Genomic DNA, 22,369 nt, shown 5'->3' on the forward strand with positions numbered 1-22,369 from the left:
ACACTAAAGGAGCGGGCATCACATGTACAGTTTGATGAAGCGTATTTTAATTGGGAAACCATTAAAATCACAGGCAGCAGGAGAACAAAAACTATCAAAAATCAAAGCGTTGGCATTATTGTCATCAGACGCATTGTCATCCGTTGCATACGGTACAGAACAAATCTTGATAGTTCTTTCAGTCGTTAGTGCAGCAGCATTTTGGTACTCACTCCCGATTGCAGGTTGTGTATTAATTCTTTTAATGGCGTTAATTCTATCTTACCGCCAGATTATTTATGCTTATCCAGAAGGCGGAGGGGCTTATGTCGTTTCTAGCAGAAACTTAGGTGAAAAGCCAGGACTAGTCGCTGGCGGATCATTGCTTGTAGATTATATTTTGACTGTAGCAGTGAGCATATCAGCGGGTACCGATGCCGTCACATCGGCTTTTCCGGCACTATATCCATATCATGTGCTGATTTCAATTGTATTGGTCATTTTGATCATGGTGCTTAACCTTCGTGGATTGACAGAATCGGCATCTATTTTGGCTTATCCCGTATACTTGTTTGTCATATCACTCCTTATATTAATTGGAGTCGGCGGTTTTAAATTATTAACAGGAGGCGTTCCTCCAGCACCTGAGCATACAGCGATAGGCACGCATGTACCTGGCATTACATTGTTTCTTTTATTAAAAGCATTTTCGTCTGGCTGTTCTGCACTGACTGGGGTAGAAGCCATTTCAAATACCATTCCATCCTTTAAAAAACCAGCTGCACAAAATGCAGCGAGAACATTATTGATGATGGGTGGATTACTAGCCGTATTATTTGTTGGCGTGACATTGCTTGCGTTTGGTTTTGGCATTTCACCAAAGCCAGAAGAAACGGTTGTATCACAAATTGCATCAGATACATTTGGACGTACATTTTTCTATTATGTCATTCAAGCTGTCACAGCTTTAATCTTGATATTAGCGGCAAACACAGGCTTTTCAGCCTTTCCTTTATTGGCGGTCAACTTAGCAAAGGATAAATATATGCCGCGCATGTTTACAGTAAGAGGGGATCGACTTGGTTATTCTAATGGCATTATCTTTTTAGGTGTAGCTTCCATGCTGCTCATTTGGTTGTTTGATGGGAAAACGGAACACCTCATCCCGCTATATGCTGTAGGTGTATTTATTCCATTTACGTTGTCACAGACCGGTATGTGTGTGAAGTGGATTCGTGAAAAACCGCAGGGCTGGAAAACGAAAATGCCTATCAATATAGTCGGAGCACTGATTTCTTTCACCGTTCTCATGATTCTCATTTTGACCAAGTTCCATCTTGTATGGCCAGTATTTGTTTTCATGCCTATTGTGCTATTGATCTTTCATTCCATTAAAAAGCATTATCTGTCTGTTGGAGAACAACTGCGTTTAATGAATGAAACAGAGCCTGTTGAGATTAAAGGAAATGTGGTCATCGTGCCAATTGCCGGTGTAACACGTGTCGTCGAGCAATCTGTTCAATATGCAAAATCCTTATCAGATCAAGTCATAGCAGTTCATGTATCCTTTGATAAAGAAAAAGATAAGAAAATTGAAGCGGATTGGGAAAAACTGAACAGCGGTGTGCGGCTTGTGATATTGCATTCGTCTTATCGAAGTCTAATTCATCCGCTTGATAAATTTCTTGAAACGGTTGAGGCAAAAGCAAATGCGCATCAATATAAAGTGATGGTGCTCGTGCCTCAATTTATCCCGAAAAAAAGATGGCATACGATCTTGCATAACCAATCTGCCTTTTTATTAAGGTTCCGTCTATTATGGAAACGGGATATTGTGGTCGCCACCCTTCCATATCATTTTAAAAAGTAGCAGCAAGTTGAAACGTTTGATCAAAAGGGTGCGGTGGTATGGAGTAAGAAAAAAGGAGTTTTCTCACATGCCGCAAAGAACCGCAGGAAAAGAAGTAACAGCGCTACTGGAAGAGTGGGGCGTAAAACATATTTATGGAATGCCCGGCGACAGCATAAACGAATTGATTGAAGAGCTTAGGCATGAATCAAGCCAAATACAATTTATACAAACGAGACATGAAGAAGTGGCGGCACTCTCAGCGGCGGCTGATGCCAAACTAACAGGTAAGCTCGGTGTCTGCTTATCCATCGCTGGACCGGGTGCTGTCCACTTATTAAATGGACTATACGATGCAAAAGCAGATGGCGCACCCGTTTTAGCAATTGCAGGGCAGGTTGCGTCGAATGAAGTAGGAAGAGACACATTCCAAGAAATCAAATTAGAGCGGATGTTTGACGACGTCGCTGTCTTTAATCAGCAGGTACAAACAGCAGAAGCTTTGCCTGATTTATTGAATCAAGCCATTAAAGCAGCTTATACCCATAAAGGGGTGGCTGTTCTCACCGTATCAGATGACTTATTTTCTCAAAAAATTAAGCGTAAGCCAGTTTATACATCTCCTCTTTATGTTGAGGGAGAGGTACGGCCAAAGAAAGATCAACTGCTAAAGGCAGCAGAGCTAATTAACAATGCGAAGAAGCCGGTCATCTTAGCAGGTAAAGGATTACGAAATGCAAAAGAAGAGCTTCTTTCATTTGCAGAAAAGGCTGCTGCACCTATCGTCATCACACTTCCTGCAAAAGGGGTTGTGCCAGACAGGCATCCATACTTTTTAGGAAACCTAGGTCAAATTGGAACGAAGCCAGCTTATGAAGCAATGGAAGAGTGTGATCTCTTAATTATGCTTGGAACTTCCTTTCCATATAGAGACTACTTACCAGAGGACACACCTGCCATTCAACTGGATATTAAACCAGATCAAATCGGTAAAAGATATCCAGTAGACGTAGGAATCGTGAGTGACAGCAAGAGTGGTTTGCAGGAACTGACCTCCTACATTGAATATAAAGAGCAGCGTGGTTTCCTTGAAGCTTGTACAGAGCATATGATGAAATGGCGAGAAGAAATGGATAAGGAAAAATCCGTTGCCACATCACCGCTTAAACCGCAGCAAGTCATTGCTAGACTAGAAGAAGCAGTTGAAGACGACGCCATTCTTTCTGTTGATGTAGGGAATGTGACCGTATGGATGGCACGCCATTTTGAAATGAAACAGCAGGATTTCATCATATCCAGCTGGCTTGCCACAATGGGCTGTGGTTTGCCTGGAGCGATCTCTGCTAAGTTAAATGAACCGAATCGTCAAGCGGTTGCTGTCTGTGGCGATGGTGGCTTCACAATGGTCATGCAAGACTTTGTGACAGCGGTAAAATATAAACTGCCGATCGTTGTTGTGATCTTAAACAACAACAACCTTGGAATGATCGAATATGAACAACAGGTAAAAGGAAACATCAATTATGGTATAGAGCTGGAAGATATTGATTTTGCTAAGTTCGCAGAAGCATGCGGCGGCAAAGGAATTTCCGTGTCATCACATGAAGAACTAGCTCCAGCCTTTAGTGCAGCCCTTCAATCAGATAAACCCGTCATTATTGATGTTGCTGTCACCAATGAACCGCCGTTACCTGGGAAAATTACGTACACACAAGCAGCTGGTTTTAGTAAATACTTACTGAAAAAATTCTTCGAAAAAGGCGAGCTGGATATCCCTCCACTCAAGAAAAGTTTAAAACGCTTTTTCTAAACAAAATGTAGTCGGTCCTCTCAAAAGAGGACTGACTTTTTTTAATGAAAGGAAAAAACATTTCAATTATCACTTGTTTTATTTCCTCTAAAAATATATGGAAATTATTTTTGTAACTTAAAGCCTATTTTTCCAATTCGCTGAGAAAGGTAAAATAGACTTTATGATCAATAATGGAGGGAGTGACTTCTTCTGGGCAAGATACTTGATGCAAAAGCACTAACCAGTGCCATGGACACAAGGGCAAAACACTATCAAGAACTCCGCGAACAAATGGTAGATTTAAAAAAGGCATTACAAGGTGTTGCCAACCTCGGTGATGATTTCACTGGGAAAGGTGCCGATAATATTAAAAGTTTCTATAAAGAGCTCGCTGGAAATGTAGACATGTTTATCAGCTTCATTGATAAACAAAAAGCCTTTCATGAAGGTGTTTCTGGGACACTGGATGATACGAGCTTTGGCGGCGATACCTTTATAGAGGAACACTTTTTAGACAACGCAGTACATATGGGCATCAAAAACGCCAAAAGCATTGTAAAGGATCAAAAAAAGGCACTCAAAACCATTTTTCAAGACATTGATGACCTCATTTCCCTAGAAGTATTTGATAGCCAAACCTTTGATGAAAAAATAGAAGATGCAGAAGATGAACGAAAAAAGACGGTCAAAGAACTAAGAGAGCTTGATCAAAATTTAAAAGATGAATATGCTTTGTCAGAGACGGAACAGCAAGCTACAATGGCATTGTATGCTGAAATGATGAATGCGACAAATGACGGAAAAGCGATTTCGCCTATGAATTTTGACAAGAAAGCGTATCAAAATAGCGAAATCTACAAGGCAAAGAGCGATATTGAGAAGCAAACTGCTGAATATCTGAAAATCAAAAAAGAACAAGAAGAAGCCCGCAAGATCGCAAAGGAACAAGAAGCACTCGCCAACCGTCCTTGGTATGAAAAAGCCCTCGATTATGGTGGAAACATCGTGAATGAACTGACTGGCGTGAACGATGCAAAACGTGCCGCAACAGGCGTTGATCCAATCACAGGTGAGGAACTCACGGCAGGACAGCGAGTCGCGGCAGGCGGCATGGCAGCAGCCGGCTACATTCCAATCGTCGGCTGGGCAGGCCGCATTTTCAAAGGCGGAAAAGCTGTCTATAAAACCACCCAAGCCACATCAGCTGCAGTCAGGGCAGTCGATATTTACAAGACATCACAAAAATCCTTTGACGCTCTGAAAACATCTCAAAAAGGTTTATATGGTCTCACCGCCACCAACGGCTTCAGCGAAGCGATCACAGGCCGAGACATGTTTGGAAACAAGATCTCAAAAGAACAGCAGGAAGCGAGTATGAATGCGGCTCTGGGGATGCTTTTGCCGTTCGGGGCAAAAGGGTTTCATGGGAAGATGGGCATTAAGAGTACGAGAGAACTTAAGCATCCAGTTTTAGATAATCCACGAGTAGGTAGTGCATTAAAAGATGATTTTTATCATAGCTTTAATGATATAATTGACAACTACGCAGTTCATTCTAAGAGATTTGATTTACCAAATAGAAAAGGCCATATGGATTCGTTGTATCAAATAGAGGGCTCGGTGGTTAAGTACGAAACCAAATATGTAAAAGTAAAGAACAACGCCCCTGAAATGTTACAGTCGAAAGAAATAAGGAATGGCGTGTTTGAATGGGTGGTAGATCCAACAACGAATACAGTAACCCATAGAACTTTTATACCTGGTGGCAAAGTGACAGGAAAAATAAATCAATGGGGGAAATAGAAAATTGTATAAAACGGATATAATCACGAAAAATGGTTTTGATTGTAACTGGTCTACACTGTTTGTTGGTAGACAGTTTAATTTAATTTCGGCAATAGAAGTAACAAACTATGCTGTTAAATATCTAGAAAACAACCCTAATGTTAACAATGAATTAATCCTTGAATTAGCTTGGGAACAAGAAGAAGTTAAAGTAGATCATATACTTGAGAGCATAGTCTCTGACAAATCATCGGAAGACATGAAGAGAGAGTATCATAAGTGGCTATATAGCACTATGAAAGAGGTTTATACTAATTCAACTGATGAAAACATATTTGAAGAAATTGAAAATATTTTTTCAATCTTTCATACGCCCGAAAATATGTATGATTTTTTTAGAAAAGTTTCAGACGCATTTTATTACCCTCACGATTCACAAAATACAATTAAAGAACTTGTAGAAGAGTTTTTAGAAGATGAAAAGGAATTGATTTTATAACTAGAGAGTTTAATAGAACGATGGACTAATGGTCCATCGTTTTCTTTCATTCATTGCTGGTAAAGAGATTGGTATGATAAAAAATAAAGTAGATTTGTTAGAAAGCAATTGAGGAGAAAACAATGAGTGACCATAAAATAAGCATCCTGTCTGAGAAGTTTGAAAATGAAAATACTGGTGAACTCGTAGAAGGAATTACGATTATGATAGACGGTAAATTAAAAAGATGCTAAAAAATACAACAAACCTGAATGAAACAGTCACCTTGATTTTTACCTGCAAAAGCCATTTCATTCCAGTCAGAAATTAATATGTTAAAATAAACCAATAAAAAGGAGCTAAAACCATGCTATGGATTTTCACACAAAACCAGCAAAGTTTCGTTCATGTCCACGAAGTCACTGTAGCCGGCAAAAAGATTGAAGGGATGATCGCAGGAAGCGATACTTGGGTCAAGACGCTCGGTAAGTATGACTCAAACGATCGTGCAGCAGAGATCCTTCAAGACATTGTGAAAGTAATTGAAGCCAATCAAGATGCCACTGTGACTTACAGAATGCCAAATCAATAAAAAAGAAACCACCTTTCCATTGCGAAAAGGTGGTTTTTGTTTATGATGGTGTTTTTGTAAAGGCTAAAAATAAAGGAATGCCTGTGCCGACAAGGGTTGTGGCAAATAGGAACATACCGCAAATGAATAGAAAATGGCTGGCTGAAAAGACAAGTGCCAGAATGAGAAAAACGATGCTGAGTCCTGCCATGCTATATGATGGGACAAAGCGGCGTTTGTAGGTGGCTTTCTTTGTTAAGAATGAGAAGAAAATGCCAAATAATAAAGGGACAATCCATAAGTAAAATAAAATAATAAGAGACATACTTCATACCTCGATTTTTCCTTCTATTTTATCAGATGCTGATCGCAACCGATACTACAAAGCTTCACTTTGTAAAATAATTCATGCAATCGACACAATTACGTGGGCTGATTCATAGAATGCGTTTTTTCTTTCATATATTCAGGCTGCAAAAGGGCATATACACAATGATCCGTAAAGCGGTCGCCCAGCCATTCACATTGTCTCAAAATGCCTTCAAGCGAAAAGGATAAACGCTCTGCGATGCGTCTGCTCTTCAGGTTATCGACAGCAGCCCTGATTTCAATGCGGTGCAGTCCACAATCTTCAAATAAATAATGAATGACTGCTTTGCACGCTCTTGTCATGATGCCTTTTCCTTGATAGCCTTCTCCGAGCCAATAGCCAATTGAAACAGTCCTGTCGATCCAATGAATTTGGTGGGTGCCGATGATCCCGACAAGCTCTCCATGTGACCAGATGCCCGCTTGAAAACCGTTGTTCTGCAAGGCTTGCTGCATTGCACCTTGAATGAACGCCATGCTGTCTTCCTCTGTTTTCGTTGAATCCACCCAAAGCATCCATTCACGTAAATGCTCTCTTGACCGCTGGATGAGCAAATATAGACTTCTTGCGTCTCTTGGCTCAAGCAGCCGCATAGCTATCTCTTGATCCTGATAAAAAAACATGTGCCCACATCCTCTCAGGGGAATTTTACCATAACCATATGAAAAGAAAAAGACAGCATCACTACTGTCTTTTACATAAACGTATCCACAATTAAAAAGAGATTGAGTGCGACAACAAGAGCTGCTATCACCCAAGATATTCCTGTTACCCAGCGGGCATTCGTTAATTCGCCCATAATTCGTTTTTTACTTGTAAATAAGATGAGCGGAATTAAAGCAAAGGCAATACCAAAGGATAAGACCACCTGGCTCATCACAAGTGCAGATGTCGGATTCACCCCAGATGCAATGATCACAATAGGGGGAATCATAGTAATCAGCCGGCGGACATACAGCGGAATCCGGTATTGAATAAAACCCTGCATAATGATATCGCCTGACAATGTACCGACAGAAGAGCTTGATAGTCCGGCTACAAGCAGTCCTACACCAAATAAGATAGCTGATACAGGACCTGCGAGTGTGCTAAAATGCTGGAACGCAACATCCAGATCTTCAACAAAGAGACCATTTTTATAAAATAAAGCGGCTGCCACAATCAACATACTGGCATTGATGGCTCCAGCGACTAGCATCGCAATAAGGATATCTAAAAACTCAAAGCGGAAAATCTGTTTTTTCTCCTTTTCCGTTCTGCCGACGACTCTCCTTTGGGTTAATGCTGAATGTAAATAGATCGCGTGCGGCATCACAGTGGCACCTAAAATTCCAGCTGCAAGCAGTACACTATCTGCGCCATCAAATTTTGGAATGAAAAGCCCGCCTGCGACACTTGCCATATCAGGCTTGGCGACAAAGGTTTGCACAGCGAAAGCGATCACGACAACGAACAGCATGCCAGTGATGCCGGCTTCTAATGCGCGATATCCCCGTCTTTGCAATTCTAAAATCGCAAATGATCCGATAGCTGCAATAATGGATGCTTCAAGCAGCGGGATCCGAAAAAGCAAGTATAAACCAAGTGCAGCCCCGATAAACTCGGCTAAATCTGTGGCAATAATGACGAGTTCGCCCTGAATCCATAAACCGATGGAGACGGGTTTTGGAAACTCTTCACGTGCGATTTCAGGTAAGTTTTTACCTGTCGCTATTCCAAGCTTTGCGGACAATGATTGAATGAGCAAAGCCATGAGATTTGATATGAGAATGACCCATAAAAGGAGATATCCATATTTAGAGCCAGCCGCAATGTTGGTGGCAAAATTTCCTGGGTCAATATATGCAATGGCAGCGATAAAAGCAGGGCCTAGAAAAGGAAGAAGCCTTCTAAATCCTTTGACCTTACCTTCAAGTGCACGCTCAGCTGCCGCTGACATGTGTGCCTGTGCCTCGATGTATTTGTTTGTCATATGTCATCACCTAGATTCTACAAAGTTTTGCTTGGGCACAAAAAGTTTCCTTGATGCAATTTTTAATCATCATCATATGCCCATATTCATGAAAAGTCAACTATCTGAACTAATAGGTTTGTTTATCATATGTAAGTGAAAAAAATAGATACCTTGTCAACGAGCAACATAAAAAACACCGCCTCTTAGACGGTGTCCCTACTGCTTCCTCTGTTATTTGTTTTTTAAGATACCCTTGATCCCACACTGCGGAAGATCAGGCTTAAAATAATGACAAAGATCGCTGCTCCTAAGATTGCTGGAATGATCGCAAAGCCTGCCAGACTAGGACCCCACGTTCCAAGTAATCCATGACCAATCCAAGCGCCTACAAACCCGGCAATCATTGAACCGATCCATCCTCCTGGTACACTGCCCCCAGCGAGTGCACTCCCAATGAGACCGATGACAATCGCCACAACTAATGAAATTAGAAATCCTAACATGTTGACCACTCCTCTTTTGTTTGTTTATTAAGCAATAACCGTTTTGAAAAAAATTAAAACCTTTCGGAACCGCTTCAATGTTCTATACGTATGATGGACAAGGATTGTGTATAATAACAGACAAATACTTCAGCGACATCTAAGGAGGCATATGCATGGAGGAAAGAGAGTGGCTAAAAGCACAATTAAAGGAGATTGAAAAATGGGAGAAAGACCAGCAAAAGGTATGGTTTTGGGAGAAACTCAGCCGCCTTCCATTTCAAATGCTGGACAAGCTGACGCCTGCTTTTATTCAGGAAAAAATCGGTGTGCTGCTAGATGAAATGGGTCATTACATTCAGTCTGGCGGTGCCTATTTGACGTCGGAAAAAGGCATCATTCGTCAATTTCAAAAGAAGTGTGAGGGCGAATCCATCCAGCGTATAGAGGATATTGGAAAGGCCCCAATCGAATTGATGGATGCCATTAGTGAACATATGGGGAAAAACAGAACGAATCTCGCGACGGTACAAGGTGCGACAACTGGTGTCGGCGGAATGTTTACGCTAGCTGCTGATATTCCTGCGGTACTGGGCCTCTCTCTGAAAACATTGCAGGATATTGCCGTCACCTATGGCTATGATCCTAAAAACAAAGAGGAGCGGGTCTTCATCATTAAATGCTTGCAGCTGAACTCTGCTGATGTCGTTGGAAAGAAATCGATTCTAAAAGAGCTGAAAAGCTATCATGCATCCGAAGGGAAGCATGAAAACATGATTTCTCAAATCCAAGGGTGGCGTGAGGTCGTCTATAATTACCGGGATTCGTTTGGCTGGAAGAAACTGTTTCAGCTTGTGCCCATTGCTGGGATTTTGTTTGGTGCCGTTTCGAACCGCTCACAATTAAAAGGAATTGCCGAAACAGGCATGATGCAATACCGAAAACGAAGAATTTTAACAAGATTAGAAGAGCTCACGCAGCAAGAACAGAGTGAGTCCGGCGCATAAAAAAATCCCTTATCAAAGGGATTTTTTATTTGCTCTCATCCTCTTCCTGAAAAGCATGAATAGGTGAGTGTTCATAACGTGCACGCAGTTCGCGGATCTGTTTGATGAGGGTGGATCCGATCGTTTTTTCGGCTTCATCATACAAAGGATCAAGGGCTTTCATCCATTTTTGTCTTTCTGCTGGCGTCAATTCATGAATGGCAATCGGCGATTCACGTTTAATGTCCTCCAGCTGATCTTTGTTCATCTGTTCTGCATGCTTTTCATTCCAAGCCGTTGTTTCTTCCATGGCTTCAAGTAAAATTCGTTTCGTTTCGGGTGTCTGGCGGTCAAAGAAGGATTGATCTGTTAAGACCACATAGCCTAAATACCCGTGATTGCTGATCGTCATATAGTCTTGTATATGATAGAATTTTTTTGAATAAATATTTGAAATGGTATTTTCTTCACCGTCTACTTTTTTGGTTTCTAATAGCTGAAACGTTGAATTAAATGATTCCTGATAGGGCTTTGCGCCAAGGAGTTTGAATTGTTTTTCAATCATGTCGCTTTGCATAATGCGGAGAGACTGGTTTTTTAAATCAGCCGGCTGTTTGATGGGCCCTTTATTAGAGGTAATTTGCTTAAAGCCATTTGTCCAATAAGCCATTCCCTTTAATCCATCTTTTTGCAGCGTGCCAAACAACCTTTGTCCAATTGCACCGTGCAGGCCTTCTTGAACCGCACTGTAATTTGAAAAAGCAAAGGGAAGATCAAGTGCCAGCCACTCAGGAGACAGCATGCCGAGCTTCGAGGTAGACGGAGCGATAAATTGAACTTGATTCTCTTTGAGTGCATTAATTTCTTCAATATCAGAATAAAGGCTTCCGTTGGAGAAAATTTGAATGCTGATCTTTCCATCGGATTTTTCGTGCACGAGCTCAGCAAATTTCTTTGCGGCAAGTCCTTTGGGTGTATTGTCTGCCACGACATGGCTGAATTTGAACACAAGCTGGTCCTTCAGTCCTGTCTGTTCATCATCAAAGGTTGTCGCTGATTTTGGCATCATATGATAAAAACCAAAGTATAAAGCGGTTACAAAACCGATCATGAGCAAAAGTGTATAAGCGAGTAAATTCTTCATGCGTCAGATCCCCCTTATGTCAAGCATACTTGACAGAGGAAGAATTCGTAAAGATACAGGTGAAAAAATGATGAGAAATCGATTGAAATTACAACAATTATCTATTAGATGGAAGCTTACCATCCTCACATATTTCGTTGTCATTTTCGCCCTTTTAATCGGAGGAATTGTCCTTGTTGGGGGAATTCAGCAAACAGAGGAACGGGAGCTTCGAAAAAGACTCATGAACACGGCGAGAACTGTGGCTGAAATGAATGAGGTGAAGCAGGCGTTAGCTGATCAGACAAAGGAACGTGATCGATTACAGCATGCGATCGAAGAGATTCGGATTATTCAAGACGCTGACTACATTGTCGTGATGGATATGGATCATGTGAGATTAACGCATCCAGTGAAAACGAGGATTGGCCAGCGCTCAGAAGGAACTGATGAAGAGCCGGCTTTTGCAGAGCATATTTATTTCTCAGAAGCAGAGGGAGAGCTTGGAACAGCCATCAGAGCTTTTTATCCAGTCAAGGATGATCAATTTAATCAAACAGGGGTTGTGCTTGTAGGAAGAACTCTGCCAAGTATGGCAGATATATTAGGAGAAATGAAGCGCGATATCCTCATGATCCTCCTCTTGACGCTCAGCTTTGGGCTTGTGGGTTCATTTTTACTCGCCCGTCATATTAAACAGCAAATGTTTAAGCTGGAGCCGCATGAGATTGTCAGAATGCTAGAGGAACGCACTGCAACCTTTCACTCTATTAATGAAGGGGTTATCGCCATTGATAATCAGCACATGATTACCATTTTTAATGAGAAGGCGAAGCAGATTTTTGGCGTGACGGGTGATGTCGTGGGCCGGAATATTTGGGATGTGCTGTCTGATACAAGACTTCCTGAAATTATCGATCGCGCAGAACCCGTCTACAATGAAGAAATTCATATGAGCGGAAAGCGGATCATGAGCAGCCGGATTCCGATTGTGATGAAAAAGAAGATCATCGGAGCAGTTGCCATTTTTCAGGACCGGACGGAAGCGGCAAAATTGGCGGAGGAGCTCACAGGGGTTAAGAACTTTGTGGACGGTTTGCGGGTGCAAAACCATGAGCATATGAATAAGCTTCATACGATTGCCGGTCTGATTCAGCTGGGTAAAGCCGATCAGGCGCTCGATCTGGCCTTTCAAACGACAGAGGAGCAGGAACATGTGACGGACTTTCTTCACCGCGTCATAGAGCATGATGCTGTCTCAGGGTTATTGATGAGCAAAATCAGAAGGGGCAAGGAGCTTGGCATCATGGTCGAAGTAGATGAACATAGCTGTCTGCGTGATTTCCCTGAACGGCTTGATCAGCATGATATGACGAAGCTGCTCGGAAATCTCATTGAGAACGCCTTTGCTTCGTATGATACTGTAGAAAGAGACACAAAAGTCATTTCCATTAGTATCGATCAAACGGAGGATGTCCTCGCGATTTTAATTGAAGACAATGGCTCCGGGATCGAAGAAGAAATGATTCCTTCTATTTTCGATAAAGGCTTCACACATGGCAAAGAGGGCGGAACAGGCTATGGCCTGTATATTGTAAAAACGATTATCGACAAAGGGATGGGAAGTGTAGAGGTCACATCAAGCATCGGCATTGGTACCACCTTCTCAATCGAATTCCCAATGACCATAGAGGAGAGAGACAGATGACTCAGATTAAGGTGCTGTTAATTGAAGATGACCCGATGGTGCAAGAAGTGAATAAAGAGTTCATTATGAGTGTTCCTGGCTTTCAAGTAGCAGCTGTCGCTGGAAATGGGGAGCAGGGCATCCAGCTGATCAAAGAGATTCGTCCAGACCTCGTGGTACTTGATGTATATATGCCAAAAAAGGATGGCGTCAAAACGCTGCAAGACATCAGAAAACAGAAGATGAAAGTGGATGTGATTGTCATTTCAGCAGCGAAGGACAAAGAGACCATCGGCATCATGCTTCAAAATGGTGCGCGGGATTATATTATTAAACCATTCAAATTTGAACGAATGAAAGAATCACTTGAAAGCTATAAGGCGTTTAAATCAAAAATCCAAACCGCAGCAGAATTTTCTCAGGAGATGCTCGATGATATCATACGAAAGCCTGCTGTTAAGCAGGAAGATACTTGGCTTCCTAAAGGGCTGAATGTGCATACGATGAACGAAATTAAAGCTTATATGGGCTTGCAGGAAGGCGCCCAGTCTGCAGAGGAAGTTGCTAATGCACTTGGCATAGCCCGTGTCACGGCACGCCGGTATTTAGACTTCCTCGTCAAAGAAGGCGAGCTGAAATTAGATATGCAATATGGGGGGATTGGACGGCCTGTGAATAAATATATCGTACATTCTGACTAAGAGACCAAAAAGACCAAAATGTACGATATGTCCATAAGCTTCACAGCCTTTGGTGAAATCGCTATCATTTATCTACAGATAACAGTTAAGCGTTTACATCAAAGGGTGAGGGAGTTGATTTTTTATGAAAAGGCTTTTGAAGAACCTGACATTTCAGGTGATTGCAGCTGTCATCATCGGGATCATTGTCGGGATGGTTTGGCCAAACGTCGGAAAAGAAATGAAGCCGCTTGGTGACACCTTTATCAATGCCGTTAAAATGGTCATTGCACCAATTATTTTCTTAACCATTGTTCTTGGTATTGCCAAGATGGGGGATATGAAAAAGGTTGGAAAAGTTGGGGGAAAAGCATTTATTTATTTTGAAGTCGTCACGACACTTGCTCTGGTCATCGGTCTTTTTGTTGTGAATATCATGAAGCCAGGTGCAGGTCTTGACTATAGCAAGCTTGAAAAAGGGGATGTCTCACAATATACCCAAAATGGCGGACAGGGTATCGACTGGATGGAATTTGTTACACACATCGTGCCATCTAACATGGTTGATGCTTTCGCAAAGGGTGATATTTTACAGGTCTTATTCTTCTCTATTTTATTCGGTGTTGCGCTCGCTGCTCTTGGCGAGAAGGGGAAAGGCATCATCGAATGGCTTGATAAGCTGTCACTTGTTTTCTTTAAAATCATTGGATATATCATGCGTGCTGCGCCGCTCGGTGCGTTTGGGGCAATGGCTTATACGATCGGACACTTTGGTTTAGCATCAATTAGACCGCTGGCGAGTCTGATGCTCTCCGTTTATATGACGATGTTCCTGTTCATCTTCGTTGTGCTGAACATCATTTGTAAAATGTATGGCTTCAGTCTTCTAGGTTATTTAAGGTTTATCAAGGATGAAATTTTGATTGTTCTTGGCACAAGTTCTTCAGAATCCGTGCTGCCAAGAATGATGGATAAAATGGAACGCTACGGGTGCTCTAAGTCTGTTGTTGGTCTTGTCATTCCAACAGGTTATTCCTTTAACCTAGACGGAACTTCAATCTATTTATCAATGGCCGTCGTCTTCTTGGCACAAGTGTTTGGTGTAGACTTGTCGATCGGTCAGCAGATCACTATTATCCTTGTTCTGATGCTTACATCAAAGGGAGCAGCTGGGGTGACAGGAAGCGGATTTATCGTGCTTGCATCTACTCTTGCGGCACTACAGGTCATTCCGTTAGAGGGTCTAGCACTGCTGCTTGGGGTTGATCGCTTCATGAGTGAAGGAAGAGCGATTACAAACCTCATTGGAAATGGAATCGCAACAATTGTTGTCGCGAAGAGTGAAGGTGAATTTGACGAAGCGAAGAGCAAAACAGCACTTCAGGAAATGCGGAATATGAAGCAGGCTGTTTAGTATAAAAACAACCAAAAACCGAAACCTTATGTTCTACATGGGTTCGGTTTTTTTGTGTAAAAAAGAAAAAACAATAAAATTAATACAAATCGTAAGACCTCTTTGACCTTTTATTATATAATTTACAGAAAGATCCGATATAATGTATATCAGATACGATGAAAAATAGACTTTAGTCCTGGCAGGTGTGTAACGTAATGACGGCATTTTTAAAATTGTTCGAAAAACCCGGTGTTAAGCGGTTTTCAGTATTTGTAGTATTAGCCACAGCATTATATCTATTAAGAGGAATGATGAATTTAATTCTTTTGACCTTCATTTTCACCTTTTTGATGAATCGGTTGGAAGAGGTCATTAGAGGCTTTTTAAATCGCTTCCTGAAAATAGGACAGAAATCGGTCATTACCATTTTGTATATTCTTCTGGCTGGCGGATTGACATTTGGCGGATTCGTTTTTGTGCCAATCATCGCCAAACAGGTAGAGCAGCTATTTCATTTAGGAAAGAAAATTGCAGATCATCCACAAGATTTACCCTTCTTTGACGTCATCACGAACGTATTCGGAGATTTCAAAATATCAGCTTTCTTTGAGAAAGGGTTTAATTTCCTCTATACATACATAACCGATTTCAGCACATTCAGTATCCAGGTCATTATGTCCTTAATATTAAGCATGTTCTTCCTGTTCGAAAAAGAACGCCTCATTCAATTCATGAACAAGTTCAAAACGAGTAAAATCTCCGTGTTCTATCATGAAATTGCCTTCTTTGGACGTAAATTTTCCCGAACGTTTGGAAAAGTACTTGAAGCTCAGTTTATTATTGCAACCGTTAATTGTGTGCTAACGACCATCGCGTTAGGCATTATGGGTTTCCCGCAGTTATTTGGATTAGCGGTCATGGTCTTTTTGCTAGGCTTAATCCCAGTAGCGGGTGTAGTGATCTCTCTTATTCCACTCAGCATCATTGCGTATACACTCGGAGGCGGAATGTATGTCCTGTATATTGTGCTGGTGATTGTCATTATCCATGCCATTGAAGCATACTTCTTGAATCCGAAGCTCATGTCAGCTAAAACAGAGCTCCCTATTTTCTTCACGTTTATTGTGCTGATCTTCTCTGAACACTATATTGGCATTTGGGGACTTATTATCGGTATCCCAATCTTTGTGTTTATTTTAGATATTCTTGAAGTGACAAATAGGGAAGAAAGTAATTAAAAAGTTCATATGAACCTGTTTACAATTTTCTAAAAATAAGGTATAAATGGTATGAAAATATCATATTACCACACGCTTAATCCTTCTAAAGGAATGGGGGACCCATGTTTTTGGGGTGAATTTTTCTTATCTGAGAAAAAAGGACATCTCTTCGTCCTAACCCGTCAGCTAACCTCATCAGCGTGAAGAGAGTAGACAGTGGTACATGTATGGACACGCAGGCCCACGAGAAGACTCTCTCGTGGGCTTTTTGACGAGGAAGGGGAGATTTTATTGAAGCTGGCGACGAAAATTATTATTGCCTTGTTTGTAGGTGCAATCACAGGATTGCTGCTCAACCTTTTTGCTCCAGATGTATTCAAAGTGTTAGACCCTTATTTATTTACACCACTAGGTCAAATCTTCTTAAACCTGATTAAAATGCTGGTTGTGCCCATTGTATTCTTTTCGATCACGCTCGGTGTAGCAGGCCTTGGTGATCCGAAGAAGCTAGGCAGAATCGGCGCAAAAACCATTACTTATTTCCTGCTCACTACGACTTTTGCCATCATCATTGGCATCTCATTAGCCTTATTGATCAAGCCGGGAGCCTTCGGCAATTTTGATACAAAAGCGGCTGATTATTCCGCAGAGGAAGCCCCATCAATGGCAGACACACTACTCAACATCATTCCAACCAATCCAGTCCAATCGTTAGTTGAAGGAGACATGCTTCAAATTATCGTCTTCTGTGTATTTTTAGGTCTTGGCATAGCCATGCTTGGTAAAAAAACGGAAGGCTTGCTGAAACTGTTTGAACAAGGAAATGAATTAATGATGTATCTTGTCGGTGTTGTGATGAAATTTGCACCGTACGGGACATTCGGTTTGATTGCAACGGCAATCGGCAGTCAGGGGCTGGATGCCATGAAAGCGATGGGACTTTACTTCTCGGTCGTGTTAATTGCGCTTATCCTGCATTTCTTCCTGACATATGGATCAACCATTGCTATCTTAGCTAAACGAAATCCAATGGCATTCTTTAAGGGATTTTCCCCAGCGATGGTTGTTGCATTTAGTACATCAAGCAGTAACGCAGTGCTGCCGGTATCAATGGAAACAGCGCAAAAGCGTTTAAAGGTGCCAGAGCCGATTTCAAGCTTTGTGCAGCCGCTGGGTGCAACCATTAATATGGATGGCACAGCCATTATGCAAGGTGTTGCGACCATTTTTATCGCTCAAGTGTATGGGGTTGAACTGACGCTTGTTCAAATGCTGACGGTTGTCTTAACAGCTGTTTTAGCAAGTATCGGTACAGCGGGTGTCCCAGGGGTAGGGCTCATCATGCTGGCCATGGTGTTAAATTCCGTGAATCTTCCTGTTGAGGGAATAGCGCTGATCCTTGGCATAGACCGCTTATTAGATATGGCAAGAACCGTAGTTAATATTACAGGTGACGCAGCATGTGCGGTGATTGTTTCTGAAACTGAAAAGAAGCACGAGAAAGAAGCACCGACACCTAACTTATCACTGTAATAAGCAAGAAGGGCTGACTGGATCAGTCCTTTTTTTCATGGATTGATTTGTCTCGCGTGATATACTTTTTACAGGATGAGCGGTCATAACTGCCGCCACAGGCTTTACATCAGAAGGAGGAACCACTTTGCAGTCTGCTGTTTTAAAAGTAGAGAAAGTCGATAAACTAATTGGCCGAAAAATGATCTTGCAGGATATTTCTATAGACATTGGGCAAGGAGAAATTGTCGGATTACTTGGTCCCAATGGGTCTGGAAAAACAACTTTGATTCGATTGATCGTTGGCTTGATGAAAAAAAACAATGGCAACATCATGATCAATGGATATTCACAAGATGAGGATTTTCTTAAAGCGATGTCATCTGTTGGTGCGATCATAGAAAACCCAGAATTTTATTCGTATTTAACAGGCTTTGAAAACCTTGAAATGTATGCAGCGATGCACGATGGCGTGACGGAGGAACGCATTCAGGAAGTGGTGGAAAGAGTTCGTCTGGAGGATGCCATTCATCAGAAGGTCAAGACGTATTCACTAGGGATGAAACAAAGGCTTGGGATTGCACAAGCTATTTTGCATCGTCCGAACCTGCTCATTTTAGACGAACCGACAAATGGACTGGACCCTGCAGGAATGAAGGAATTCCGGGAGCACTTACAAATGCTTGTAAAGGAAGAAGGAACCTCGGTGTTATTTGCGACGCATTTATTGCATGAGGTAGAGGAGCTATGTGACCGCATGATTATCATTCAAAAGGGACAGATCAAAGCTAGTACTCATCTCCGGGATATGGAGGGAAAAGAGCAGGTGCTGATGAATATTCAGCCAGTAGAAAAGGCGGTCTCATGGCTTGACGCACACGACTATACATATGAACGAAATGGAGCGCGTGTACTGCTTCAACTGAACAAAGAACGTGTGCCAGAGCTGAACAAACAGCTTGTGCTGGCGGGGTTTGATGTACTTGAAATGATGCCTCAAAAGCAGTCAATTGAAGAGGCATTTATGAAATGGACGGAAGGCGGGACGACAGATGCTTAACCTCATCAAGAATGAGCATAAGAAAATCATGAAGAAAAAGATCACACTCATTGCTCTTTTATTGATCGTTGTATTTCAACTGGCCATGGCTCTAACCTTAAAACGAGTCATATCAAGCTTTGGCGGACAAGACACAGTCGCGAACTATTTTGCTTATTCCACGAACGTCGTGTTTATTTTGCAGGTGCTTGCTGTTGTTATTGGCGCGACCTTGATCTCAACAGAGTTTCAGAAAAGGACGATCAAGTTTCTATTGATCCGGCCAAAAACAAGACTGCACATTTTTCTGTCAAAATACATCACACTTGTGCTGACAGTCATTTATTTGTTTGTTTTTTATTATGTTTTGGCTTTTCTATTTGGTCTTATTTTCTTCGGTACTGATTTTGATGAAAGAACAGGGCAATTATTTCAGCATACGTTTGCCGTCATTGGATCTCAGTGGGGGGAAGTGATCATGATGGCAAGCTTTGCTTTTATGTGTTCCAGTTTGTTTAGAAACAGTCTTGTTGCCCTTGTGACCTCGTTTTTTGTTTTATATGCGGCGAAATCACTTGTGCCGATCATGTCTCTCTTAGAAAATCAGTGGGGGAAAATCCTCCTTTTCGCGAATACGGACTTTACTCAGTACAGCTTTCAAGGACCGCCGCCTTTTCATGGGATGAGCATTTTGTTTTCTCTATTTATAGTAGGGGCGCATTTTGTTTTCTTTATTGGATCGGCTTGGATTCTTTTTTGGAAACGTGATGTAAATGTGTAAAAATTGTGTCAAATAACAAGAAAAATTCGTGACATCTTTGTGAAAACGAGTCTGTATTTCACGATAACCGGCTGATTTTGTCTTATAATAAGAGGGAGTCATGGAGGTGGCACTATCGTGAAAAATTTCATTACGGCTTTACCAATTTTGCTGCTGCTGTCGTTTTCGTTTGTGTCTTTTGCCTTCCAATTTGATCATCTTGTTTATTTCAGACTAGCGCTGGGGATTTTTTCGTTAGCGGGTCTTTTCTTTCTGTATACACTTAAAAGAAATATGAAATGGTTCATGGTCTATTTATATGCGAGCTGGATCGTTCTTGCTGCCGTCACGACATTTGAGGAACCAGTCTTTTCTCAATTTTTCTTCGGTGGTTTAACGATGACAATGGGTTATCTCACATATATGCTCATTTATTTAGGTATGAAGCAGGACCGTGTAGCGAAATCACATTAAAACAAAAGCCGATAAAATCGAATAACAGATTTTATCGGCTTTTTTATTTTGTTGAAGCAGACAAAAGAGCAGTCAGTGATGACTGCTCCTCTCTCATAGTTATGATTCACGCCCAGCAGCTGCAAGCTGCTTCTGGTGTTTTTTGTCGATGGTTTCGTATATACTTTCCATCATTTGAGGATCGCGCATGATGGCCTTTTTGTTCTCTTCAATCAATTGCTGGTAGGTTTTAATTTTCTTCTTAGACATGTGACTCATCGCTCCTTAATAAGAATGGACGTCTATAGGATTTCACATAGATGAAATTGATAATCATTTTCAATTAGCAATTCCATTATACAAAGACAAATGTCAGAAGTAAAGATTCAATTCAGAAAATTCACGTAACCGACATATTCCAAGCTGGTTCGACGCTGCATTCTTTCCCAGGAAATAATGTTGTCGTGACTTGTCGTAAGTGAAACATCAATTTGAAACGTTTTGGCTGTGCAGCTCGTCTTATGAAGAGATTTAAAAAGAAAAAAGACATCAGCAAGAGTTTGCTGATGTCCTTCGTTTCATCAATCAAGAAACGTGCTCTTGAAGAAATTCTGTCACTTCTTCAGGCGATTTTGCATTTGCACTGTGTAAATGACCTGTTTTTTCACCATTTTTGAAAATTAACAGGCTTGGAATGCCCATTACCTGATACGTTTCAGCTAATTCAGGGAAATCATCTTTATTTATTTCAAACCATTCATGGTGAGCATAAGCTTCTAGGATGTCTGGAATGAACATGTCCATTCTTGTACAGTCAGGACACCATGTTGCAAAGAATTTAACGATGACTTCTTTGTCTGATTGAATCATTTCATTGAATTGTTCAGTACTTGTGATTTTTTTCAATTTGTCACAACTCCTTTTCAATGTCATTTTAATATAAAATAAAGGCGAATGACATACAAATGCTCGGGAGGCGCTTACAACCTTTACAAATCATTTCAATTACGTAACAACAAAAATTAATTAGAGCATTTTTGCTTGAAAGTGATAAGATAGTAAAGATGAATTTTAGTGGGGGGAGTATCCATTGAAAATAAGTTTAGGATTGATTTACGGCGGAAAGTCAGCCGAACATAATGTATCACTGCAAACAGCCCTTGCAGTTACAAAAGCACTTAACACTGAGAAGTTCGATATACATCCAATTTATATTACAGAAGAGGGTGAATGGTTAAGAGGAGAAAAACTCACTGAACCAGTATCAAACGTCAAAATGCTTCAATTTGAACAGAACGCAAAGACGTTTTTACCAACTTCTTTAAATGAAAGCATGTTTCCACAGCCTGCATCGGCTGATGAGAAAATTGATGTTGTCTTCCCGTTGCTGCACGGACCAAATGGAGAAGATGGCACAATGCAAGGATTACTTGAACTGTTAAATATCCCGTATGTCGGCAACGGCGTTCTCGCGTCTGCCGCGGGTATGGATAAAGTCATGATGAAAGATGTTTTTGCACAAGCAGGACTTGCACAAGCAAAGCACCTTTCTTTCAATAAAAAAGACTACGAGAAAGCGACACCAGACAGCTTAGAACAGGTTGAAAAGGTACTGGGCTATCCATGCTTTGTGAAACCTGCCAACATGGGATCAAGTGTTGGAATTAGCAAATGCCGCAGCAAAGAAGAACTGCAGACTGCATTTGACCTCGCTTTCCAATATGATCGTCGTGTGGTCGTAGAAGAAGGCGTCGTTGGAAGAGAAATCGAGATTGGTGTATTAGGCAATGATGAGCCGAAATGCTCTGTCGTTGGTGAGATTGCACCTAAAACAGATTTTTATGATTACAAAGCAAAATATGAAGATGGCGATACAGATTTGATCATTCCGGCGAGTGTGTCAGAGGATGAATATAAGACGATTCATGACATGGCAATTAAGGCATTTAAAGCCCTCGATGGATCTGGTCTCGTACGTGCAGACTTCTTCCTTACAGAAAAAGGTGAAGTGTTGATCAATGAAGTGAATACAATGCCTGGATTCACACCATTTAGTATGTTCCCATTACTTTGGAAGCACACTGGTGTAGAGTATCCAGAGTTAATTGAAAAGCTGGTGTCACTTGCAATTGAACGCCATCAAGAAAAACAAACCATTAAAACAACTTTTTAATGTGAGCAGCAAGCAGACACTATCCTTAGGTAGTGTCTCTTTTCCTTCAAACGTGAAATGAGAAAGAGAGGCGAAAAATC

22 protein-coding genes and 1 riboswitch are annotated in these 22,369 nt (G+C 41.3%); of the genes, 15 read left to right on the forward strand and 7 right to left on the reverse strand.

All coding sequences use genetic code 11. The features are described 5' to 3' along the window. Positions 1-22: 22 nt before the first annotated feature. The 5 genes from NSQ25_RS02380 to NSQ25_RS02400 all read left to right on the forward strand — a co-directional run bounded on the left by NSQ25_RS02380 (position 23) and on the right by NSQ25_RS02400 (position 6,475). Positions 23-1,849: an APC family permease gene (locus NSQ25_RS02380; RefSeq protein ID WP_034283853.1), complete on the forward strand. Its 1,827-nt coding sequence runs from the start codon at positions 23-25 to the stop codon at positions 1,847-1,849. Between the two features lie 67 nt (positions 1,850-1,916). Next, on the forward strand, positions 1,917-3,638 hold the full coding sequence (locus tag NSQ25_RS02385) for a pyruvate oxidase (RefSeq protein ID WP_326136033.1): 1,722 nt from the start codon (positions 1,917-1,919) through the stop codon (positions 3,636-3,638). A gap of 192 nt (positions 3,639-3,830) precedes the next feature. Next, positions 3,831-5,423, forward strand: coding sequence for a T7SS effector LXG polymorphic toxin (locus NSQ25_RS02390; protein WP_269199625.1), 1,593 nt, complete (start codon positions 3,831-3,833; stop codon positions 5,421-5,423). A gap of 4 nt (positions 5,424-5,427) precedes the next feature. Continuing rightward, a complete protein-coding gene (locus NSQ25_RS02395) occupies positions 5,428-5,904 on the forward strand; it encodes a DUF2247 family protein (protein WP_034284336.1) in 477 nt (158 codons plus the stop codon). Between the two features lie 346 nt (positions 5,905-6,250). Further along, a complete protein-coding gene (locus NSQ25_RS02400; protein ID WP_081124009.1) occupies positions 6,251-6,475 on the forward strand; it encodes a hypothetical protein in 225 nt (74 codons plus the stop codon). Positions 6,476-6,515: 40 nt separating this feature from the next. Here NSQ25_RS02400 and NSQ25_RS02405 read toward each other — a convergent pair whose 3' ends face one another. The 4 genes from NSQ25_RS02405 to NSQ25_RS02420 form a co-directional block, all read right to left on the reverse strand. After that, positions 6,516-6,779, reverse strand: coding sequence for a hypothetical protein (locus NSQ25_RS02405; protein ID WP_008346966.1), 264 nt, complete (start codon positions 6,777-6,779; stop codon positions 6,516-6,518). A gap of 98 nt (positions 6,780-6,877) precedes the next feature. Then, a complete protein-coding gene (locus tag NSQ25_RS02410; protein ID WP_034283978.1) occupies positions 6,878-7,447 on the reverse strand; it encodes a GNAT family protein in 570 nt (189 codons plus the stop codon). A 71-nt stretch (positions 7,448-7,518) separates the two neighbouring features. Continuing rightward, on the reverse strand, positions 7,519-8,796 hold the full coding sequence (locus tag NSQ25_RS02415; RefSeq protein WP_034283976.1) for an Nramp family divalent metal transporter: 1,278 nt from the start codon (positions 8,794-8,796) through the stop codon (positions 7,519-7,521). A 224-nt stretch (positions 8,797-9,020) separates the two neighbouring features. Beyond that, positions 9,021-9,281: a GlsB/YeaQ/YmgE family stress response membrane protein gene (locus NSQ25_RS02420; RefSeq protein ID WP_024427360.1), complete on the reverse strand. Its 261-nt coding sequence runs from the start codon at positions 9,279-9,281 to the stop codon at positions 9,021-9,023. A gap of 155 nt (positions 9,282-9,436) precedes the next feature. Here NSQ25_RS02420 and NSQ25_RS02425 point away from each other — a divergent pair, with 155 nt between their 5' ends. Further along, positions 9,437-10,267 (forward strand): EcsC family protein, encoded by an 831-nt coding sequence (locus NSQ25_RS02425; protein ID WP_144496848.1) that lies wholly within the window; start codon positions 9,437-9,439, stop codon positions 10,265-10,267. Positions 10,268-10,292: 25 nt separating this feature from the next. Here NSQ25_RS02425 and NSQ25_RS02430 read toward each other — a convergent pair whose 3' ends face one another. Next, the gene (locus NSQ25_RS02430; protein WP_041116739.1) at positions 10,293-11,390 is read right to left on the reverse strand and encodes a DctP family TRAP transporter solute-binding subunit; all 1,098 of its coding nucleotides are present in this window, start codon (positions 11,388-11,390) and stop codon (positions 10,293-10,295) included. 82 nt (positions 11,391-11,472) lie between these two features. Here NSQ25_RS02430 and NSQ25_RS02435 point away from each other — a divergent pair, with 82 nt between their 5' ends. The 8 genes from NSQ25_RS02435 to NSQ25_RS02470 all read left to right on the forward strand — a co-directional run bounded on the left by NSQ25_RS02435 (position 11,473) and on the right by NSQ25_RS02470 (position 20,137). Next, entirely contained in the window at positions 11,473-13,077 is a 1,605-nt protein-coding gene (locus NSQ25_RS02435; RefSeq protein WP_169737561.1) for a sensor histidine kinase, read from the forward strand. Further along, complete coding sequence (locus tag NSQ25_RS02440; RefSeq protein WP_034283970.1) at positions 13,074-13,757, forward strand: response regulator; 684 nt, start codon at positions 13,074-13,076, stop codon at positions 13,755-13,757. The genes NSQ25_RS02435 and NSQ25_RS02440 overlap by 4 nt, the downstream gene beginning before the upstream one ends. A 124-nt stretch (positions 13,758-13,881) precedes the next feature. Continuing rightward, positions 13,882-15,150: a C4-dicarboxylate transporter DctP gene (gene dctP, locus NSQ25_RS02445; RefSeq protein WP_034283967.1), complete on the forward strand. Its 1,269-nt coding sequence runs from the start codon at positions 13,882-13,884 to the stop codon at positions 15,148-15,150. Positions 15,151-15,347: 197 nt separating this feature from the next. Further along, positions 15,348-16,370, forward strand: coding sequence for an AI-2E family transporter (locus tag NSQ25_RS02450; protein ID WP_024425375.1), 1,023 nt, complete (start codon positions 15,348-15,350; stop codon positions 16,368-16,370). Between the two features lie 63 nt (positions 16,371-16,433). Continuing rightward, positions 16,434-16,567: riboswitch (cyclic di-AMP (ydaO/yuaA leader) on the forward strand. A 76-nt stretch (positions 16,568-16,643) separates the two neighbouring features. Continuing rightward, positions 16,644-17,885 carry a dicarboxylate/amino acid:cation symporter gene (locus tag NSQ25_RS02455; protein WP_034283966.1) on the forward strand — a complete coding sequence of 414 codons (1,242 nt, stop codon included), beginning with the start codon at positions 16,644-16,646 and terminating at the stop codon, positions 17,883-17,885. 127 nt (positions 17,886-18,012) lie between these two features. Beyond that, positions 18,013-18,924, forward strand: a complete 912-nt coding sequence (locus NSQ25_RS02460; RefSeq protein ID WP_024427364.1) for an ABC transporter ATP-binding protein — start codon at positions 18,013-18,015, stop codon at positions 18,922-18,924. Further along, entirely contained in the window at positions 18,917-19,684 is a 768-nt protein-coding gene (locus NSQ25_RS02465; protein WP_326136032.1) for an ABC transporter permease, read from the forward strand. Before NSQ25_RS02460 ends, NSQ25_RS02465 begins: the two co-directional genes overlap by 8 nt. A 117-nt stretch (positions 19,685-19,801) precedes the next feature. Then, positions 19,802-20,137: a hypothetical protein gene (locus NSQ25_RS02470; RefSeq protein ID WP_017366657.1), complete on the forward strand. Its 336-nt coding sequence runs from the start codon at positions 19,802-19,804 to the stop codon at positions 20,135-20,137. Between the two features lie 99 nt (positions 20,138-20,236). Here NSQ25_RS02470 and fbpB read toward each other — a convergent pair whose 3' ends face one another. Both fbpB and NSQ25_RS02480 read right to left on the reverse strand, forming a co-directional pair. Further along, positions 20,237-20,386 carry a Fur-regulated basic protein FbpB gene (gene fbpB, locus NSQ25_RS02475; protein ID WP_065215285.1) on the reverse strand — a complete coding sequence of 50 codons (150 nt, stop codon included), beginning with the start codon at positions 20,384-20,386 and terminating at the stop codon, positions 20,237-20,239. A gap of 315 nt (positions 20,387-20,701) precedes the next feature. Continuing rightward, positions 20,702-21,022 carry a thioredoxin family protein gene (locus NSQ25_RS02480; RefSeq protein WP_034283964.1) on the reverse strand — a complete coding sequence of 107 codons (321 nt, stop codon included), beginning with the start codon at positions 21,020-21,022 and terminating at the stop codon, positions 20,702-20,704. A gap of 184 nt (positions 21,023-21,206) precedes the next feature. Between NSQ25_RS02480 and NSQ25_RS02485 the strand changes: the two genes are divergently transcribed. After that, positions 21,207-22,289, forward strand: a complete 1,083-nt coding sequence (locus NSQ25_RS02485; protein WP_041107469.1) for a D-alanine--D-alanine ligase — start codon at positions 21,207-21,209, stop codon at positions 22,287-22,289. The last annotated feature ends 80 nt before the right edge of the window (positions 22,290-22,369 follow it).

This window comes from Bacillus sp. FSL R5-0512 (genome assembly GCF_038593295.1).
In the GTDB taxonomy this organism is placed as follows: Bacteria; Bacillota; Bacilli; order Bacillales; family Bacillaceae; genus Bacillus; species Bacillus safensis.

Coding starts and splice junctions, on each gene's coding strand:
- dctP (WP_034283967.1), top strand. CDS start 13,882: ATGAAAAGGCTTTTGAAGAACCTGACATTTCAGGTGATTGCAGCTGTC.
- NSQ25_RS02430 (WP_041116739.1), bottom strand. CDS start 11,390: ATGAAGAATTTACTCGCTTATACACTTTTGCTCATGATCGGTTTTGTA.
- NSQ25_RS02465 (WP_326136032.1), top strand. CDS start 18,917: ATGCTTAACCTCATCAAGAATGAGCATAAGAAAATCATGAAGAAAAAG.
- NSQ25_RS02410 (WP_034283978.1), bottom strand. CDS start 7,447: ATGTTTTTTTATCAGGATCAAGAGATAGCTATGCGGCTGCTTGAGCCA.
- NSQ25_RS02400 (WP_081124009.1), top strand. CDS start 6,251: ATGCTATGGATTTTCACACAAAACCAGCAAAGTTTCGTTCATGTCCAC.
- NSQ25_RS02405 (WP_008346966.1), bottom strand. CDS start 6,779: ATGTCTCTTATTATTTTATTTTACTTATGGATTGTCCCTTTATTATTT.
- NSQ25_RS02385 (WP_326136033.1), top strand. CDS start 1,917: ATGCCGCAAAGAACCGCAGGAAAAGAAGTAACAGCGCTACTGGAAGAG.
- NSQ25_RS02425 (WP_144496848.1), top strand. CDS start 9,437: ATGGAGGAAAGAGAGTGGCTAAAAGCACAATTAAAGGAGATTGAAAAA.
- NSQ25_RS02415 (WP_034283976.1), bottom strand. CDS start 8,796: ATGACAAACAAATACATCGAGGCACAGGCACACATGTCAGCGGCAGCT.
- fbpB (WP_065215285.1), bottom strand. CDS start 20,386: ATGTCTAAGAAGAAAATTAAAACCTACCAGCAATTGATTGAAGAGAAC.
- NSQ25_RS02440 (WP_034283970.1), top strand. CDS start 13,074: ATGACTCAGATTAAGGTGCTGTTAATTGAAGATGACCCGATGGTGCAA.
- NSQ25_RS02450 (WP_024425375.1), top strand. CDS start 15,348: ATGACGGCATTTTTAAAATTGTTCGAAAAACCCGGTGTTAAGCGGTTT.
- NSQ25_RS02380 (WP_034283853.1), top strand. CDS start 23: ATGTACAGTTTGATGAAGCGTATTTTAATTGGGAAACCATTAAAATCA.
- NSQ25_RS02420 (WP_024427360.1), bottom strand. CDS start 9,281: ATGTTAGGATTTCTAATTTCATTAGTTGTGGCGATTGTCATCGGTCTC.